Here is a 17,332-nt window from a genome sequence, read left to right on the forward strand (position 1 = left end):
CGCTTGCCGCATGGCGTTCGATCCACCGAACAGGGCGGTGCGCGGAATTCCGGTGGGGCGTTCAGCCGGCGTACGGGTCGGGCACTTCTCCCGGCCGGGCCAGGAAGGCGAAGTCGCAGCCGGTGTCGGCCTGGGTGATCTGGTCCTGGTAGAGCGCCTGGTATCCGCGCCCGTACCGGTTGGCCGGCGGCGTCCACTCGGCCCTGCGCCGCTCCAGCTCCTCTTCGTTCACGTCGAGATGGAGCCGGCGCGCCTCGACGTCCAGGGTGATCCGGTCGCCGGTCCTGACGAGGGCGAGGGGCCCGCCGACGTAGGACTCGGGTGCGATGTGCAGCACGCAGGCCCCGTAACTGGTGCCGCTCATCCGGGCGTCGGAGAGCCGCACCATGTCGCGCACGCCCTGCTTCAGCAGGTAGTCGGGGATCGGCAGCATGCCGTACTCGGGCATGCCGGGGCCGCCCTTGGGCCCGGCGTTGCGGAGGACCAGGACGTGGTCCGGGGTGAGGGCGAGCGCCGGGTCGTTGATGGTGCGCTGCATCTCCCTGTAGTCGTCGAAGACGACCGCGGGGCCGGTGTGGCGCAGGAGATGCGGTTCGGCGGCGATGTGCTTGATGACCGCGCCGTCCGGGCAGAGGTTGCCGCGCAGCACCGCCACGCCGCCTTCGTCGGCGAGCGGGTTGCCGCGCTCCCGGATGACGTCGTCGTCGTGGACGAGCGCGCCGTCGAGCTGGGTGCGCAGGGTGTCGTGCGTGACGGTGGGCCGGTCCAGGTGCAGTACGTCGGTGAGCCGGGCCAGGAAGCCGGGCAGCCCGCCCGCGAAGTGGAAGTCCTCCATCAGGTACTTCCCGCCGGGGCGCAGGTTGGCCAGCACCGGGACGGTGCGGGCGATGCGGTCGAAGTCGTCGAGGGTGAGTCGGATGCCGGAACGGCCCGCCATGGCGATCAGGTGGATGACCGCGTTGGTCGAGCCGCCGAGCGCGAGGACGGTGGCGACGGCGTCCTGGTACGCGTCGGCGGTGAGGATGTCCGACAGCTTCCGCTGCCGCCACACCAGTTCGACGATCGCGAGCCCCGACCGGGCGGCCATCCGGTCGTGGCCGGAGTCGACGGCCGGGATGGAGGAGGCGCCCGGCACGGTGACACCGAGCGCCTCGGCCGCGGCGGTCAGGGTGGAGGCGGTGCCCATCGTCATGCAGTGGCCGGGCGAGCGGGCGAGCCCGTTCTCCAGTTCGGCCATCTCGCAGTCGCCGATGAGTCCGGCGCGCTTGTCGTCCCAGTACTTCCACATGTCGGTGCCGGAGCCGAGGACCTCGTTGCGCCAGTGCCCGGGCAGCATCGGCCCGGCAGGCACGAAGACGGCCGGCAGGTCGACGGAGGCCGCGCCCATCAGCAGCGCGGGCGTCGACTTGTCGCAGCCGCCCAGCAGCACCGCCCCGTCGACGGGGTAGGAGCGCAGCAGTTCCTCCGTCTCCATCGCCAGCATGTTGCGGTAGAGCATCGGGGTCGGCTTCTGGAACGTCTCCGAGAGGGTGGAGACCGGGAATTCGAGCGGGAAACCGCCCGCCTGCCAGACGCCCCGCTTGACGGCCTGGGCGCGCTCGCGCAGATGGACGTGGCAGGGGTTGATGTCGGACCAGGTGTTGAGGATCGCGACGACCGGCTTGCCGATGTGCTCCTCGGGGAGGTAGCCGAGCTGGCGGGTGCGGGCGCGGTGGCTGAAGGAACGCAGCCCGTCCGTGCCGTACCACTGGTGGCTGCGCAGTTCCTCGGGGCCGATCCGGCCGGCCGGGGCGGTCATATGGACCACCCCGCGATCCGGTCGGCGACCTCGGCGCGCTGCGCCTGGGGCAGCACCCGGCTCGGCGGGCGCACCTCGCGGCCGCACAGGCCGAGCGAGGCCAGCGCCTCCTTGACGACGGTCACGTTGTTGGCGGACTGTCCGTCGGCGCGCAGTTCCTCGAAGCGGCGGATCCGCTCCCAGACCTTCATCGCGGCCGGGTGGTCGCCGGCCCGCAGCGCCTCCAGCATGGCCAGCGAGACACCGGGGGCCACGTTGACGAGGCCGGAGGTGAATCCGGTGGCGCCCGCGGAGAAGTAGGAGGGGGCGTACAGCTCGGCGAGGCCGGCGATCCAGACGAACCGGTCCAGGCCGGCGTCCCGGGCGAAGGCGGCGAAGCGGGCGGCGTCCGGGACGGCGTACTTGACGCCGATGACGTTGGGGCAGGCGTCCGCGAGCACGGCCAGGGCCTCCCCGTCGAGGTGCGGATTGCGGATGTAGGGCACGACGCCGAGTCCGGGGACGGCACCGGCGATGGCCCGGTGGTAGTCGATCCAGCCGTCCTGCGAGACGTACGGGTGCACGGGCTGGTGGACCATCACCAGCCCGGCCCCGGCGTCCCGGGCGTGCTCGGCCGCGGCGACGGCGGTCGGCACGTCGTGGCCGACCCCGACCAGGATCGTGGCCCGGCCGCCCGCCTCGTCGATGGTCAGCTCGGTGACGGCGCGCCGCTCATCGGGGGTGAGCGCGTAGAACTCCCCGGTGTTGCCGTTCGGGGTGAGGGTGCGCACCCCGCCGTCGAGCAGCCTGCGCAGCAGGGCGCGGTGCGCCGCGGTGTCGATGGTGCCGTCCTCGGCGAACGGGGTCACCGGGATCGCCACGACGTCTGCGAGGGCCGCCTTCAGCGGTGTGAGGTCCATGCGGGCAGGCCTTTCGTCGGTGTGCCGGTGGTTCACGCCGCCCCGCCCCCGTCTTCGTCGTCGGGGAAGGCGCGGCTGACGAACGACGCGATGTGGTCGTGCAGGGCCCCGGCCGCCGCGTCCGCGTCGTCGGCCAGCGCGAGCCGCAGGATCTCCCGGTGCTCGGCCGCCTCCCGCTCCCAGGACGGGATGGTCGCCCAGGCCACGGTCGACACGAGGGCCGCCTGGTCCCGTACCTCGTCGAGCATCCGCGCCAGCAGCGGATTGCCGCAGGGCAGGTAGAGCGCCCGGTGGAAGTCCCGGTTGGCGAGCGACCTGTCGGCCTTGTCCCCGGCCGAGTCGGCCCGCTCCAGGGCCTCCTGGGCCGCGTCGAGCGAGGCCTTGCGGGTGATGGAGCGGCGCAGCGCCTCCGGTTCGAGGAGCAGTCGTACGTCGTACACCTCCCGGGCCATGGTCGCGTCGACCAGCCGCACGATCGCGCCCTTGTACTGGCTCATGACGACGAGCCCGGTACCGGCGAGGGTCTTGAGCGCCTCACGGACGGGGGTCTTGGAGACCCCGAACTGCGCGGCGAGCTCCGTCTCGACGAGCGCCTGCCCTGGTCTCAGCTGCGCCGTGAGGATCGCGTGCTTGATCGCCTCCAGCACGTACTGGGTGCGGGACGGAATCGGGGTGGGCGCAAAGGTCATGGGTGAAGGGCTCTCACATCTCGCGTATCGCGTCTCATATATGACGTACGAAGTACGACGCGATGAAGCTAGAGGCGCCTTGAATGTTTCGTCAACGCTTCTGACAGAAGAAGTTCACCGGACTACGACGTGTGCCGTACACCGGCCACGCGGCCGGTCCCCTCCCGCCACGCGGGCTACGGCATCTTCCCGATGCACGGCAACTGCCTTACCGGACAGCCTGAGCGCCTAACGGATGCGCAGGTCAGGGAGGTTCGGTGGGTGCGATGACGGGGTCGGCGACGGGACGGGTGCTACGGGACCGGACGGCGGGTCTCTTCCTGGCGGCGGTCGTCGTCTCCGGGTTCGGCAGCTCGGCGATGTCACTGGCGGCGGGGATCTGGGTCAAGTCCCTTACGGGGTCGGACAGTCTGGCGGCACTCGCCCTCTTCGCCGTCTGGCTGCCGGTGCTCTTCGGACCGGCCCTGGGCGCGGTGGCCGACCGGCTGCCCAGGAAGCCGCTGCTGGTCTGGTCGAACATCGTCATGGCCGGGCTGCTGACCACCCTGACCGCGGTGGACTCGGCGGGGCGGATCTGGATCCTGTTCGCGGTGCTCGTGGTGTACGGGACGAGCTTCGTCCTGATGGACTCGGCCGAATCGGCCCTGGTCGCCCAAGCCGTGGACACCCGTCTGCTGGGCGATTTCAACGGCCTGCGGATGATGGCGAACGAGGGCATGAAACTACTGGCCCCGCTCACCGGCGCGGCCCTGTACGCCCGCTTCGGAGGCGCGTCGGTGGCCCTGCTGGATGCGGTCTCCTTCGCACTGGCCGCCGGGCTCTACGGGCTGCTGCGGGTGCGACGGCCGGAGCCCGCGGCGGGCGGGGACGGGGCGGGCGGGCCGTCCGCCGGGATGCGTCAGGTGTGGAGGTCACCGGTGCTGCGGCGGATGGTGCTCGCCGGATCGGTCACGATGCTGTGCGCCGGGCTCAACGGGGCGACGCTGTACGCCGTCGTGGACAAGACCCTCGGCCACTCCCCCGCGTTCGCGGGCGTGCTCTCGATGGCGCAGGGCGTCGGTTCCGTCACCGTGGGGCTGCTGGCCGGGCCGCTGATGCGGCGGATGCCGGAACGGGTGTTCGCCGCTGCGGGGATCGCCGTGTTCGCGGCGGCGGTGGGGCTGCGCGCGGTGCCGTACGACGCGGTGGCGCTGCCGGCGTGCGGACTGATCGGGGCCGGTCTGCCGTGTGTGCTGATCGCGGCGATGACGGCGGTGCAGCGGGAGACGCCGGACGCGCTGCTGGGCCGCACGTCCGCGACCGCCAACACCCTGATGTTCGCGCCCAACGCGGTGGCGCTGGCGCTCGGCGCGGGTCTGGTCGCCCTGATGGACGTCCGGGTGCTGCTGCCGCTGGTGGCCGCGGTGGCGCTGACGACGGCGGCGGTGCTGGTCACGGGCGGGCGGGAGCGGCTGACGCCCGCCCCGGCCCGCCCGCTCCCCTCATCGACCGAGGCGTGAGAGCGCTCCGGTGACGGTTTCGAGGTCCGGTCCGGAGGCCAGCCCCGCGTGGTACAGCCGGAGTTGGTTCGCGCCGAGCGAGGCCGCGTGCTCCGCGTCGCGCTCCAGGGTCGCCAGGCTGCCGCCCATCCCGCTCACCACCGTGAGGTTGGCCGCCAGGACCCCCTCGCGGCCGGCGAACGGCCCGAGCACGGCCTCGCGTGCCGCGTCGGCGCCGGTGCACGGCAGTACCACGCCGTCCGCGACGGACAGGATGTGCTCCGGGTCGACGCCGACGTTCGCACCGCTGCGGTAGGACGCGGGGTCGGCGTGCAGCAGCACCTGGAAGTCCGGTGCGGCGGCGGCCCGGACCGCGGCGACGGCCGACTCCTGGAGCCCGCGGGCCACTTCGGTGCGCCACTGGAGGGTGGCGGCCGCGAGACCCGCGCCGAGCAGCTTCTCGACGCCGGGCCAGCCGGCTTCCGGGGCGCCGGGACCGGACCAGGCCGGCTCCAGGGCCCGGCGCACGGCCCGGCTCAGCTCCTCCGCGTCCAGCCCCTGAGCGGCGTACCCGGTCCGGCAGTCCGGGCAGAAGCAGAGCGACATCAGGTACTGTGCCGCGTCGCCGAGGGTGACGCCCGCGATCTTGTCGTGGGCGTGCAGATGCGCGAATCCGTACCAGCCGCAGGACTCCAGCTCGGTGCCGTGCGTGCCACCTCGCACCGCCGCCTCCGCCGCCAGGTCCACCAGCCAGGCACGGACCGCGGGCTGTGCGATGCAGGGGGCCCACGGGTAGCGGTCGCCGTAGGCGTTGACCACGGAGGTTTCCGGATGCTCGGAGCCCAGCCGGGAGTTGTGCGCGAGGACCACCCAGCTGTGCACCTGGAGACCCGCACCGGCCAGCGCCTCCGCGGCCTCGGCGTAGGGGTCGTCCGATGCCACCCAGGTCTGCGCGTAGGGGCGCAGCCCGCGCCCAGCCCACCGGGCGGCGTCCGGCGGGTAGAGGACCGCGGCGTGCTCGGCCGTGACGATGCGGCGGCCGGGGTGGCGCGGGGTCAGCGCACGGGTGGAGTGGTAGGCGGAGGCGAGTGTCACCTGCTGGACGCCGAGGTCGGCGACGCGGGCGGCGGCGTCCGGGTCGCCGATGACGTCCCACGGGTACAGGAAGGCGGAGCTCCTCATCCGCGCTCCCCGGTGCCGGCGCCGTCGCTCTCCAGCAGCGCGCGGCCGCTCGCGATGATCTCGGTGAGTTCCTTGATGTGCGCGGCCGGCGGCTCGGTGAGCGGGCTGCGCACCTCGCCGACGTCCAGGCCCTGGAGCCGGACGGCCGCCTTGACCAGCGAGACCGCGTAGCCCCGGCCCTTGGCCCGCAGTTCGACGAGCGGGCGGTAGAAGTGGTCGAGCAGCGCGTTGACGAGGTCGTCGTCGCCCGATTCCAGGGCGCGGTAGAAGGCCAGCGCGATATCGGGCGCGAAGGCGAAGACGGCGGATGAGTAGAGCGTGACGCCGATGCCCCGGTAGGCGAGGCCGGTGAGCTCGGCGGTGGGCAGCCCGTTGAAGTACAGGAAGTCCCGGCCGGGCAGCTCGGTGCGGACGGCGCTGACGATGCGCTGCATCAGGTCGAGGTCGCCGTAGCCGTCCTTGAGGCCGATGATGCCCGGCGTCCGCGCCAGGGCGACGACGGTCGGCGGGGTGAAGACGGCGTTGTCGCGCTGGTAGACGATCGTCTCCAGGCCGGTGGCGGCGGCGAGCGCCGCGTAGTGGGCGAGCAGCCCCTCCTGGTCGGCCTGGACCAGGTACGGCGGCATGGCGAGGAGCCCGTCGGCGCCCGCCTCCTCGGCGATCTCCGCGAACTGGACGGCGAGGGCGGTGCCGTATCCCGCGCCCGCCACGACGGGCACCTGGCCGGCGGTCTCCTCCACGGCCGCGGCGACGACGAGGCCGAACTCCTGCGGTGTCAGGGCGTGGAACTCACCGGTGCCACAGCAGGCGAAGACGGCCGCCGCCCCGGCGTCGACGCCTCGCCGCACATGGGCGCGGAAGGCGTCGAGGTCGACGGAACCGTCCGGTCCGTAGGCGGTGACGGGGAAGAAGAGCGGCCCGGCGACAGCGGTGAGTCGGGCGGCAAGTGGGGCTGAGGTCACGGGCGCTCCCTGAGCAGGTTCAGGCGTGCACAATTCTGATCGACGTCCATACTTATGAACGCTCTCACGCTAAAGCAGCGGCTTACCGGGGTCAAGGCGGGAGCGTCGCCACCGGGCCCGCGCCCTGGGCCCGGGCAACCACCCCTTGACGCAACCCCACCCAGCTCCATAGCTTGTCCACGCATGTGAACCCCATCCAAGGACCCCACCGAGGAGATCCGCGTATGCCCGCGCCCCGCACCGTCCTGCTCACCGGCGCCGCCGGCGGCCTCGGCACCCTGATGCGCGGACTGCTTCCCGCCCACGGCTACGAGCTCCGCCTCTTCGACATGGTGCCCGTCGAGGGCGAGCCGGACGCGATCACCGCCGACCTCGGCGACAAGGAGGCACTGCGCGAGGCCGTGCGAGGTGTCGACGCGATCATCCACCTTGCGGGGATCTCCCTGGAAGCCTCGTTCGACAAGATTCTCCGGGCGAACATCGAGGGCACGTACAACCTGTACGAGGCGGCGCTCGCGGAGGGCGTGCGCCGGATCGTCTTCGCCTCCTCCAACCACGCCGTCGGCTTCACGCCCCGCCCGCTGCCCGGCGATCCGCTGATCCCGATCGACACCCCGCGCCGCCCGGACACCTTCTACGGCCTCTCCAAGTCCTTCGGGGAGGACCTCGCCCAGCTCTACTGGGACCGGCACGGGCTGGAGACGGTCTCGGTGCGCATCGGCTCCTGCTTCCCGGAGCCGACATCCGTACGGATGCTCTCCGTCTGGATGAGCCCCGGCGACGGCGCCCGGCTCCTCGACGCCGCGCTCACCGCCGAGAACGTCGGACACACCGTCATCCACGGCTCGTCCGACAACACCCGGCTGTGGTGGGACCTGACATCGGCGCGCTCACTCGGCTACGAGCCGAGGGACGACTCGGAGCCGTACGCGGCGAAGCTCATCGCCGAACAGGGCGAACTCGCCCCGGACAACCCGGACCACGCGCACCTCGGCGGCCACTTCTGCACCGAACCGCCGATCTGGCCGTACTGAGCGCGGCGAATATTCCGCCCGCGCACCGGTCCGGGCCGGGCATGATGCCGGGTATGGCGAGACCTTCCGGATTCCGGTACGAGCAGCACGGCGACGACAGCGTCACCATCACCCACCACGGCCGCCCCGCGGGCACCCTGCGCGGCGGCCGGGCGGAGAAGTTCCTCGCGGAGGTGGGATCGGGCGATGCCCAGCTGGTGATGGCCCGCTGGACCGGGGCGTACAAGCACGGCAACGAGCGCACCGCCCGCAACCACCCCAGAAACCGCTGAAATGAGCTGACATCCCCGGACGGAGCCGGCACCGCCGCCGTACGGGCGAAGCGGCCCGAAGGTAAGGGAACGGCAAAGCCGGGTCGTTCGTTACCCCGTGCATGACCGCTATGACACCCGGCTCGAACATCCCTCTCACCGCCTCCCGCGTGGCGGTGGACGTCGCCGCCCCGGTGCGGCTCGACGTTTCGGGCCTGCTGCTCACCGTCGACGGCAAAGTGCGCTCCGACGACGACTTCATCTTCTACAACCAGCCCATCGGCCCGGGTGTGACCTACCGCTCCGGCGGCGGCACCGCGCCCGACGCGATCGTGGTGGACACCGCTGCCGTGCCGCCCGGCATCGAGAAGATCGTCGTCACCGCGAGCCCGGACGGAGCGGGTCAGACCTTCCAGGGCATCGAGCCCACCGCCACCGTGCGCAACGCGGACGACGGCAGCGCGCTGGCCACCTTCACCCCGCCCCAGCTGGGCACGGAGACCGCACTCGTGGTCATCGAGGTGTACCGCAGGGGCGGCGCGTGGAAGGCCCGCGCGGTCGGCCAGGGGTACGCCAACGGCCTGGCGGGCATCGCCACCGACTTCGGTGTCTCGGTCGAGGAGGAGCCCGCCGCCCCCGCCGCGGTGGCGCCTCCGGTGCCGGCAGCACCCCCGGCACCGGCCGCCGCTCCGGTGGACCCGCGGATCTCCGCCCCTCCGGCGCCCGCCGCGCCGCCGGCCCCGCCCGCCGCCACCGGCCGGATCAACCTGGACAAGGGCCGCGTCAACCTGCAGAAGAACCAGACGGTGTCGCTGGTCAAGGGCGGGCGCCCGCTGCTCTCCCAGGTCAAGATGGGCCTCGGCTGGGAGCCCGCGTTCCGGGGCAAGGACATCGACCTGGACGCGTCGGTGATCGCCTACGGACCCGACCGCGACCACCTGGACAGCTGCTACTTCGGCAAGCTCTCCATCCTGAACGGCGCCATCAAGCACTCGGGCGACAACCTCACGGGCGAGGGCGCCGGGGACGACGAGGTGATCGTCGTCGATCTGGGCCGGATCCCGCCGGAGGCCACCGGTCTGGTCTTCACGGTCAACTCGTTCACCGGCCAGAAGTTCACCGAGGTGGCCAAGGCCTACTGCCGCCTGATCGACGCGGCCACCGGCGACGAGCTGGTCCGCTTCGACCTGACGAGCGCCGAGCCGCAGACCGGCGTGATCATGGCCAAGCTGATCAGGCAGTTCTCCGGCGAGTGGGAGATGACCGCCGTAGGTGACTTCGTGAAGTCGCGCACCGTCCGCGGCATGGTCAAGCCCGCCGCCCAGTCGCTCTAGCACCGTCGAACGGCTTCAGGGGCACCCGGCTGGTCTCGGGTGCCCCTGAAGTCCGTCGGCGGACAAGAAACGGCGGACGCGGCGCGTGCTCGTCGCTTCTCTCAGAGCTTGGTCAGCTTGGAGTACGGGCTCAGGATCCTCCCCTGTCGCCCCGAGAAGTCGATGAGCACTGCGTCGTTGTCGCCCTCGACAGCAAGGACTCGGCCGAGTCCGAACTGGTCGTGCGACACCCTGTCGCCCACATCGAACAATTCGACCGGTGGGGCCGCCTGGGCCGGGCGGTTGAAGGGACTGGAAGGCAGGTGACGCCGGGATCCGGCTGACTGTTTCATTACATTGAGTATGCGCCCTGGGGGCGCCCGACGCCATGCCCGACCGCTCCTGGGGCCCCACTGATGCCGGATTCGTAATCAGCGATTCCGCGGCCCGCGGGCCTCCCGACCCGCTCACGGCAAGGGCGCCGCGCCGGAGCGCGGCGTCCACGAGGCCCCCGGGATGTGGCGCTTATCCCTTTCCGACAGGGCGCGCCCGCTCCGGCCCACCGGCCCGTGCGACAGGGCCCCACCGGCCCGTGCGACGGGACGGCACCGGCCGGTTCCGGGCCTCCGGCGGGCCGGTGCCCACCGCCGCGCCCCCCTCAGGGGGGATACCGGACCGGACCGGCCGGATCACTCGTACGAATTACCGCCCTCGTCGCGGCTGACGCGGCCTCGGCACACGGCGGGCGCCACCGCCCTCAGTTGCCCGAGCCGCTCCGGGACCGCGCCTTGAAGGCGGCCTTGCGGGCGTCCTTCGCCTGCTTCTTGTCGCTGTGCAGCCGGCCGATCGCCTCCAGGACGTCCGCCGTCGCCGGGTGCTCCACCCGCCACACCTCGTCGAAGAAGCCGCTGTGCTGGCCGGACAGCCCCTCGACCAGACCCTGGAGCTCGTCCAGATCACCGTCCGCCTCCAACTGCGCCGCGATCGTGTCGACGGCGAGCCAGAAGATCATCGACTCCGGGGGCGCGGGCACGTCGGCGGCGCCCAGCTCCGCGAGCCAGACCCGGGCGAGGCCGCCCAGCTCCCCGTCGTCGAGCACGGCCCGCACCGCGGGTTCGGCGTCCGCGCCGACCAGGGCCAGCGCCTGCTGGCAGTGCAGCCGGCGCAGCGGTGCCTGCGGGTCCTCGCCGCGCGCGGCGTCCAGGAGCTCGGTGGCGGCGCCACCGGCGGCCCGTCCGGCGAGCCACAGCCCGACCTCGCTGCGGGCCGCCTCCTCCGGGTAGTACGCGATACCGCCGAGCAGGGCGTCGGCCCCCTTGTCCGCGAGGTCCCCGACCGCCGGGGCAGCCACGCCCGCGTCCAGCATCCGGGCCCGGATGCCGTACAGCCCGAGCGGGGTCAGCTTCACCATTCCGTACCGGGTGACGTCCTCGTCGTCGGCGGGCGGGGTGGCCTGCTCGCCCTCCTCGGCCAGCAGCGCCTCGTCGACCGGCCGGTACTCGACGATGCCGATGGGCTCCAGGACCCGGAACTGCTCGTCGAGACGCATCATCGCCTCCGACACCTGCTCCAGGATGTCGTCGGTGGGCTCGCCCATGTCGTCGGGCACGATCATCGAGGCGGCGAGCGCGGGCAGCGGCACGGGGGCGTCGCCTGCGGCGCTGTCGCCGACGGTGAGCAGATAGAGGTTGCCGAGCACCCCGTCGAGGAATTCGGCCTCGGTCTCCGGGTCCCAGTCCAGGGCGTCGAAGTCGATCGACCCGTCCTCGCCCACGAGGTCGGCGAAGTCGTCGAAGAAGGGGGCGGTGGCGTCGGCGTGCGCGGCCTCCAGGCCGTCGAGCCAGATCGCCAGGACGTCCCCCGGCGAACCGCCGGTCAGCAGCGCCAGGTTCTCGCCCGCGGTGACGGTGCCCTCGGCCTCCTCGCCGAAGCCCTCCTCCTGCGCGCCCGGCTCCGTCTCCTCGTCCACCTCCGGGTCCTCGACCTCGACGAGCCCGGTGTCGACCGCGAGCCGCCAGGCCTCGCTGGCCTCCGCAGCGCCGTCCTCGTCCGGGGTGAGGCCGAGGTGCTCGGCAGCCGCGGGCAGCTGCGCCTCGACGAGTTCGCCACCGGCACCGACCCTGGTGCCGGGCCCGGCCCAGCGGGCGAGCCGGGCGGCGCGGGCGAGCAGCGGCGCGGCAAGCGCGTCCCGTGCCAGCTCCGCCTCGGTGTGCAGCCGTACCGGGGGCAGGGTGGGGCGCTCTGCGGACATCAGGGAGGTCTCCTAGGAACGTACGGGGCGTACGCCGCCGGGGCCACGGCTCCTGGCGCGTACGGGGTCGGGCGGCCCAAGCGTAGACGCATTTCGCCGTACGCCGCCCGGAACCCGGGCAGGACGTACGCGGCCCGGCCGCGGAGCCCGGGCGGCAGGCCGGGGACCGGGCCTGATCAACGTTCCCGGGCCCCCGGTCGCAGACTGAGCGCGGGGGTGTAGCGGTGCACACCCCCGCCGGTCACCCCGGGGTAGTTCCGCACCCGCTCCCACTGCGGTGTCCGCGAACCGACCCCGTTCCCCGGGGCGGCCAGCGCGTCGATGTGCGCCTGGACGCTCACCCATTCCGCGTAGTTGAGCACCCGGGTGCCGTCGGTGCTCACATGGAAGTGCCCGGCGATGCCGCCGGCCGCGGGCGCCGGGTCCGTGCCGAGCGCCTCGAAGACACCGTCCACCCAGTCGCGTTGCCGGGCCTTGTCCGCCGCTTCGAACTCGACGTCCACGATCACGACGCATCCGGGTTCGGCCGTGTCAGGTCCGTCGAGCGAGGTGGAGCGGTACAGCTCGTACGTATGCAGTCCGATGCGCTCGATGCCCGGCACGGCCTCGTCGATATCGGAATTGCGCTCGTCCCGGCCGGCCCGGACGAAGGCCCGGTAGCTCTCCTCGTCCGTCCACTGCGAGTAGTGGAGGAGCGTTCTGCCGTCCTCCCCGACGCCGACGGTGTAGGAGAGCGGCCCCGGTTGCGGCCACGGACGGCTCCCCCAGGCCCGCCGGATGGCCTCGACGGCCTGCCGCTGCCGCTCGGGCGTGCCGACGTCCCAGGTACTGGCCTTGACGATTCCCGCGTCCGCACGGGTGAAATCGGGCCGGGACACGAACTGCGCGCTCATGGCTGCTCTCCTCACCGGCGCTCCCCTGTGGCGCGCCCGTGCCAGCCACCCTGTGACGTCAAGCGCGGTTGAGGTCAACTACGGCCCGGCCTGTCGTCGTTAGGCTGACGAATCGGACAACGAACGGAGTACCGCATGCCGCTGCGGGTCGAGGTCATCACGCGCGAACAGCACCTGGCGTTTGTCGCCGGCCGGAGTTCCGTGAGCCATATGCAGGTCCCTTCGTGGGGCGAGGTGAAACCCGACTGGCGGGCGGAGAGCATCGGCTGGTTCGAGGCGGAGCGGATCGTCGGCGCCGCGCTGGTCCTGTACCGCCCGATCCCCCGCGTGAAGCGGTATCTGGCCTATCTGCCGGAGGGCCCGGTCATCCCCTGGCACGAGGGCGATCTGCGCCCTTGGCTGGACCCGCTGGTGGCGCACGTCAAGGCGCGGGGCGCGTTCACTGTGCGGATGGGCCCGCCGGTGGTCGCCCGCCGCTGGGAGGCCCAGACCGTGAAGGACGCCGTCCCCGACCCGGCCGCGCGCCGGCTGCGCGACGTGCAGCCGGACGTGATCGAGCCGGGGGCCGCCGAGCTGGTGGACCAACTCCGTGGTCTCGGCTGGCAGCAGGGCGACGACGGCGGCACGGACGGTTTCAGCGCCGGGCAGCCCCGTTACGTCTTCCAGGTGCCCTTCGCCGGGCTGTCGCTCGATGAGATCCGCGGCGGGCTGAACCAGCAGTGGCGGCGCAACATCAAGAAGGCCGAGAAGGCGGGCGTCAAGGTCGTCGAAGGCGGCCTCGACGACCTCTCGGCGTTCTACGAGCTGTACCGCGAAACGGCCGTGCGCGACCGCTTCATCCCCCGCCCGCTCGACTACTTCCAGCGCATGTGGACCGCACTGCGCGCCGAGGACCCCGACCGGATGCGGCTCTACCTCGCGCACCACGACGGGGAGGTGCTCTCCGCGGCGACGATGCTGACGGTGGGGACCCACGTCTGGTACTCCTACGGCGCCTCCACCAGCCGCCGGCGCGAGGTGCAGCCGAACAACGCGATCCAGTGGCGGATGATGAGCGACGCGCACGAACGCGGCGCGGCCGTCTACGACCTGCGCGGCATCACCGACACCCTCGACGAGAGTAACCATCTGATGGGCCTGCTCCGCTTCAAGGCCGGCACCGGCGGGCGGGCCGCCGAGTACGTCGGCGAGTGGGACTACCCGGTGAACAAGGTGCTGCACAAGGCCTTCGGCCTGTACATGGCCCGCCGCTGAGGTCCGGGGGCACCGTGCCGGAATCCGGGATGTGAACCTGCGTACCGCCACCCGCCGGGACCTGCCCGCCGTACTCGCCCTGCTCGCCGACGAGGACGTGGTCGTCGACCCCTCGTCGGTCGTCGTCGACGAGGCCTACGAGACGGCGTTCGCCGAGATCGTGGGCGACGCGCGCAACGAGATCCTGGTGCTGGTGGACGGCGACACGGTGGTGGGCTGCCTCCAGGTGACGTACATCCCCGGACTCGGCAGGCACGGTGCCGAGCGGGCGCTGATCGAGGCGGTACGGATCAGGCCGGACCGCCGGGGCGGCGGCCTCGGGCGGGAGCTGATGGAGCGGACCGTCGAACGGGCGCGGCGGCGGGGGTGCTCGCTGGTGCAGCTGACCAGCGGCCGGCGCCGGACGGACGCGCACCGCTTCTACGCCTCGCTGGGGTTCTCCGCCAGTCACGAGGGCTTCAAGCTCGCCCTCTGACCGGCCGGGCGGGGCGTGCGTTCCCAGCCCGGGCGGTGCCAGTCCTCCCGGCGGTACCGGTCGTCCCGTTCTCAGCAGTGCGGCCGGGTCTCAGTCGTGCGGTGCGGTCCGCCAGCCCGTCATGTTGAACTCGTCGAGCAGCCGTACGTCGCTGCCCTCCAGCGGGAAGCTGCGCGCCTCCAGGCCGGGAGCCGGGGCGATCTCCAGTGCGTCGCCCTCGATCAGGTCGCCGCCGGTCGGGGTGGAGACCCAGACCAGGAGCGACTTCATGGTTTTGCCCGGTGCCAGCATGACCTCTTCGGGGCCCTTGTCCTGGCCGAAGTAGGACGATCCCGGGTTCACCTTCACCGGCAGCGCATCACCGTTCTCGTCGACGGCCTGGACCGAGGGGTAGCCGTCGACCCGGGCGGGCTCGGCGCCGCAGTTCGTCAGGGTGAGTCCGACGGCACGGTGGCCGAGGGCGGCCTCCACGGGGCCCATGTCCACGACGAGGCCCGAGGCCGGGCAGCCGGTGGCGGAGGGGGCCGGGGTCTGTCTGCCCGGCGGACGCGCGACGGGTCCGGTCGCGACGGCCGGCGGCGAGGGTTTCGTCACGTGCGCGTCCCCGGCCGCCGTACGCGACGGGGCGGGGCCCGCTTCCCCCTCGCCCGCCGGTACGAGGAAGCCCGCGCATCCCGTCAGGCCGAGCGTCCCGGCCAGGATCAGGACCGCCGATACCGGCCCGCGTATCCCCGTCGTCCCCAGTGCCCGCATGTCCCTGCACCCGCCCCCGTGTCGGCACCCTCACCCTGTGCGGGCGATCATGCCAGAGCACAGAACCGTCGAGCATGACCGTTGAGCGTTGCTTCACCTTCAGCCGGAGAAGAACTAAGTGGACCTTCACGGTTCGAGGGCGGACACTTCGGACATGACGCCTCCCGCCGCATCCCGCCCGCGCCCCTTCGGCCGCACGCTCTGCGCCATGGTCACTCCGTTCACCGCCGACGGCGCCCTCGATCCGGAGGCGGCCGCCGGCCTCGCCGCCGCACTGGTCGCGGACGGCTGTGACGGTCTGGTGCTGAGCGGCACCACCGGCGAGTCCCCGACCACATCGGACGCCGAGAAGACCGCGCTGCTGCGGGCGGTGCGGGAGGCGGCCGGCCCGGAAGTACGGGTGGTGGCCGGCGTCGGCAGCGCCGACACCCGCCACACCGTGGAGCTCGCCCGGCAGGCGGAGCAGGCGGGCGCCGACGGTCTGCTGGTCGTCACCCCGTACTACAGCCGGCCCCCGCAGGCCGCCGTGGAGGCGCACTTCAGGCGGGTCGCCGACGCGACCGGCCTGCCCCTGATGCTGTACGACATCCCCGGCCGCACCGGCACCCGCGTCGAACCGGAGACGGTGCTGCGGCTGGCGGAGCATCCGCGCGTCGTGGCGGTGAAGGACTGTTCGCAGGACCTGCTGGGAGCGACGAAGGTGATCGCCGCCACCTCGCTCGCGTACTACTCCGGCTGCGAGGAGCTGAATCTGCCGCTGTACGCGGTGGGCGGCGCGGGCTTCGTCAGCACCGTGGCCAATGTGGCGCCCCGTCAGCTGCGTTCCGTGCTCGACGCGTTCGACGCCGGTGACACCGACGGGGCGGCGCGGCTGAACGGGCTCCTGGCGCCACTCGTCGAGCTGATGATGGCGTCCGGGCTGCCCGGCGCGGTGACGGCGAAGGCCCTGCTGGACGCGGGCCCGGTCCGCGAACCGCTGCAGCCCGCCGGGCGCGAGGCGTCCGACGGGCTGCGAAGGGCGTACGGGCGACTGCTCGCCGCCGCTTAGTCGTTGCTGTGCAGCACGTCGTTGAGGCCGTCCCAGACCGCGTTGTTCGGGCGGGCCTCGACGGCGCCGCTCACCGAGTTGCGGCGGAAGAGGATGTTCGAGGCGCCGGAGAGCTCGCGCGCCTTGACGATCTGGCCGTCCGGCAGCGTGATCCGGGTGCCGGCGGTGACGTACAGACCGGCCTCGACGACGCACTCGTCGCCCAGCGCGATCCCGACACCCGCCTCGGCGCCGACCAGGCAGCGCTCACCGATCACGATGCGCTCCTTGCCGCCTCCGGAGAGCGTGCCCATCGTCGAGGCGCCGCCGCCGATGTCGGAGCCGTTGCCGACCACGACGCCCGCGGAGATCCGGCCCTCGACCATGGAGGTGCCCAGGGTGCCGGCGTTGAAGTTGACGAAGCCCTCGTGCATGACGGTGGTGCCGGAGGCGAGGTGCGCGCCGAGACGCACCCGGTCGGCGTCGGCGATGCGGACGCCCTTCGGGGCGACGTAGTCCGTCATGCGCGGGAACTTGTCGACCGAGGTGACCTGGAGGTGCAGGCCCTCGGCGCGGGCGTTGAGCCGGACCTTCTCCAGGTCGTCGACGGCGACCGGGCCGAGCGAGGTCCAGGCCACGTTGGTGAGGAGTCCGAAGAGGCCGTCCAGGTTCTGGCCGTGCGGCTGGACGAGGCGGTGCGAGAGCAGGTGCAGTCGCAGGTACGCGTCGTGCGCGTCGAGCGGCTTGTCGTCGAGCGAGGAGATGACCGTACGCACGGCGACGACCTCGACCCCGCGGCGGGCGTCCACGCCGATGGCCTTGGCGGCGCCCTCACCGAGCAGGTTGACGGCACGGTCGGGGGTGAGCCGCTCGGTTCCGGCGGGGCCCGGCTCGGCGGTGAGCTCGGGTGCGGGGAACCATGTGTCGAGAACGGAACCGTCGCCGGCGATGGTGGCGAGGCCGGCGGCCACGGCGCCGGAGGTACGGGTGGAAGTCGTGTCGGTCATGACCAGAAACCTAACCGGCCGGAGGCCGCCCCGGCGAACCGGTCTCAGCGTCCGGGCGTCGCACGT

The 17,332-nt window shown here is 72.5% G+C and carries 17 protein-coding genes; 7 read left to right on the forward strand and 10 right to left on the reverse strand.

Annotation, left to right across the window (positions count from 1 at the left end; all coding sequences use genetic code 11):
* Positions 1-61 precede the first annotated feature (61 nt).
* The 3 genes from araD to ACFVJX_RS12565 are packed head-to-tail and all read right to left on the reverse strand — an operon-like array spanning position 62 to position 3,386.
* A complete protein-coding gene (araD, locus tag ACFVJX_RS12555; protein ID WP_384133277.1) occupies positions 62-1,798 on the reverse strand; it encodes an L-arabinonate dehydratase in 1,737 nt (578 codons plus the stop codon).
* A complete protein-coding gene (locus tag ACFVJX_RS12560; RefSeq protein WP_384133274.1) occupies positions 1,795-2,697 on the reverse strand; it encodes a dihydrodipicolinate synthase family protein in 903 nt (300 codons plus the stop codon). Before ACFVJX_RS12560 ends, araD begins: the two co-directional genes overlap by 4 nt.
* Positions 2,698-2,729: 32 nt before the next feature.
* Positions 2,730-3,386 carry a GntR family transcriptional regulator gene (locus ACFVJX_RS12565; protein ID WP_384133272.1) on the reverse strand — a complete coding sequence of 219 codons (657 nt, stop codon included), beginning with the start codon at positions 3,384-3,386 and terminating at the stop codon, positions 2,730-2,732.
* Between the two features lie 266 nt (positions 3,387-3,652).
* On the opposite strand from ACFVJX_RS12565, the gene ACFVJX_RS12570 reads away from it, so the two are divergent.
* Entirely contained in the window at positions 3,653-4,885 is a 1,233-nt protein-coding gene (locus ACFVJX_RS12570; protein WP_384133307.1) for an MFS transporter, read from the forward strand.
* Here ACFVJX_RS12570 and ACFVJX_RS12575 read toward each other — a convergent pair.
* Complete coding sequence (locus ACFVJX_RS12575) at positions 4,868-6,046, reverse strand: hypothetical protein (RefSeq protein ID WP_384133268.1); 1,179 nt, start codon at positions 6,044-6,046, stop codon at positions 4,868-4,870. The two genes, ACFVJX_RS12570 and ACFVJX_RS12575, sit on opposite strands and share 18 nt — an antisense overlap.
* The gene (locus ACFVJX_RS12580) at positions 6,043-7,008 is read right to left on the reverse strand and encodes a 5-dehydro-4-deoxyglucarate dehydratase (protein ID WP_384133265.1); all 966 of its coding nucleotides are present in this window, start codon (positions 7,006-7,008) and stop codon (positions 6,043-6,045) included. The genes ACFVJX_RS12575 and ACFVJX_RS12580 overlap by 4 nt, the downstream gene beginning before the upstream one ends.
* Positions 7,009-7,232: 224 nt before the next feature.
* Here ACFVJX_RS12580 and ACFVJX_RS12585 point away from each other — a divergent pair, with 224 nt between their 5' ends.
* The 3 genes from ACFVJX_RS12585 (at position 7,233) to ACFVJX_RS12595 (ending at position 9,627) form a co-directional block, all read left to right on the forward strand.
* Positions 7,233-8,042 carry an NAD-dependent epimerase/dehydratase family protein gene (locus tag ACFVJX_RS12585; RefSeq protein ID WP_384133262.1) on the forward strand — a complete coding sequence of 270 codons (810 nt, stop codon included), beginning with the start codon at positions 7,233-7,235 and terminating at the stop codon, positions 8,040-8,042.
* A 53-nt stretch (positions 8,043-8,095) separates the two neighbouring features.
* Positions 8,096-8,314, forward strand: coding sequence for a hypothetical protein (locus ACFVJX_RS12590; protein ID WP_250970425.1), 219 nt, complete (start codon positions 8,096-8,098; stop codon positions 8,312-8,314).
* 101 nt (positions 8,315-8,415) lie between these two features.
* The gene (locus ACFVJX_RS12595; RefSeq protein ID WP_384133259.1) at positions 8,416-9,627 is read left to right on the forward strand and encodes a TerD family protein; all 1,212 of its coding nucleotides are present in this window, start codon (positions 8,416-8,418) and stop codon (positions 9,625-9,627) included.
* 101 nt (positions 9,628-9,728) lie between these two features.
* Here the strand turns inward: ACFVJX_RS12595 and ACFVJX_RS12600 are convergent, their stop codons facing one another.
* The 3 genes from ACFVJX_RS12600 to ACFVJX_RS12610 form a co-directional block, all read right to left on the reverse strand.
* Positions 9,729-9,959 carry a hypothetical protein gene (locus tag ACFVJX_RS12600; protein ID WP_037711258.1) on the reverse strand — a complete coding sequence of 77 codons (231 nt, stop codon included), beginning with the start codon at positions 9,957-9,959 and terminating at the stop codon, positions 9,729-9,731.
* A gap of 404 nt (positions 9,960-10,363) precedes the next feature.
* Positions 10,364-11,857 (reverse strand): hypothetical protein, encoded by a 1,494-nt coding sequence (locus ACFVJX_RS12605; protein ID WP_384133256.1) that lies wholly within the window; start codon positions 11,855-11,857, stop codon positions 10,364-10,366.
* Positions 11,858-12,033: 176 nt separating this feature from the next.
* The gene (locus ACFVJX_RS12610; protein WP_384133253.1) at positions 12,034-12,750 is read right to left on the reverse strand and encodes an antibiotic biosynthesis monooxygenase; all 717 of its coding nucleotides are present in this window, start codon (positions 12,748-12,750) and stop codon (positions 12,034-12,036) included.
* 135 nt (positions 12,751-12,885) lie between these two features.
* Here ACFVJX_RS12610 and ACFVJX_RS12615 point away from each other — a divergent pair, with 135 nt between their 5' ends.
* Positions 12,886-14,004, forward strand: a complete 1,119-nt coding sequence (locus ACFVJX_RS12615) for a lipid II:glycine glycyltransferase FemX (RefSeq protein ID WP_384133250.1) — start codon at positions 12,886-12,888, stop codon at positions 14,002-14,004.
* 31 nt (positions 14,005-14,035) lie between these two features.
* A complete protein-coding gene (locus ACFVJX_RS12620; RefSeq protein WP_384133247.1) occupies positions 14,036-14,479 on the forward strand; it encodes a GNAT family N-acetyltransferase in 444 nt (147 codons plus the stop codon).
* Between the two features lie 90 nt (positions 14,480-14,569).
* On the opposite strand, the gene ACFVJX_RS12625 is transcribed toward ACFVJX_RS12620, so the two are convergent.
* Positions 14,570-15,232 (reverse strand): DUF4232 domain-containing protein, encoded by a 663-nt coding sequence (locus ACFVJX_RS12625; protein ID WP_384133244.1) that lies wholly within the window; start codon positions 15,230-15,232, stop codon positions 14,570-14,572.
* 154 nt (positions 15,233-15,386) lie between these two features.
* On the opposite strand from ACFVJX_RS12625, the gene dapA reads away from it, so the two are divergent.
* On the forward strand, positions 15,387-16,280 hold the full coding sequence (dapA, locus tag ACFVJX_RS12630) for a 4-hydroxy-tetrahydrodipicolinate synthase (RefSeq protein WP_384133241.1): 894 nt from the start codon (positions 15,387-15,389) through the stop codon (positions 16,278-16,280).
* Here the strand turns inward: dapA and dapD are convergent.
* Positions 16,277-17,266, reverse strand: a complete 990-nt coding sequence (gene dapD / locus ACFVJX_RS12635) for a 2,3,4,5-tetrahydropyridine-2,6-dicarboxylate N-succinyltransferase (protein WP_384133238.1) — start codon at positions 17,264-17,266, stop codon at positions 16,277-16,279. The genes dapA and dapD overlap by 4 nt on opposite strands.
* Between the last annotated feature and the right edge of the window lie 66 nt (positions 17,267-17,332).

The organism is Streptomyces sp. NPDC127177, assembly GCF_042672475.1.
Lineage (GTDB): Bacteria > Actinomycetota > Actinomycetes > Streptomycetales > Streptomycetaceae > Streptomyces.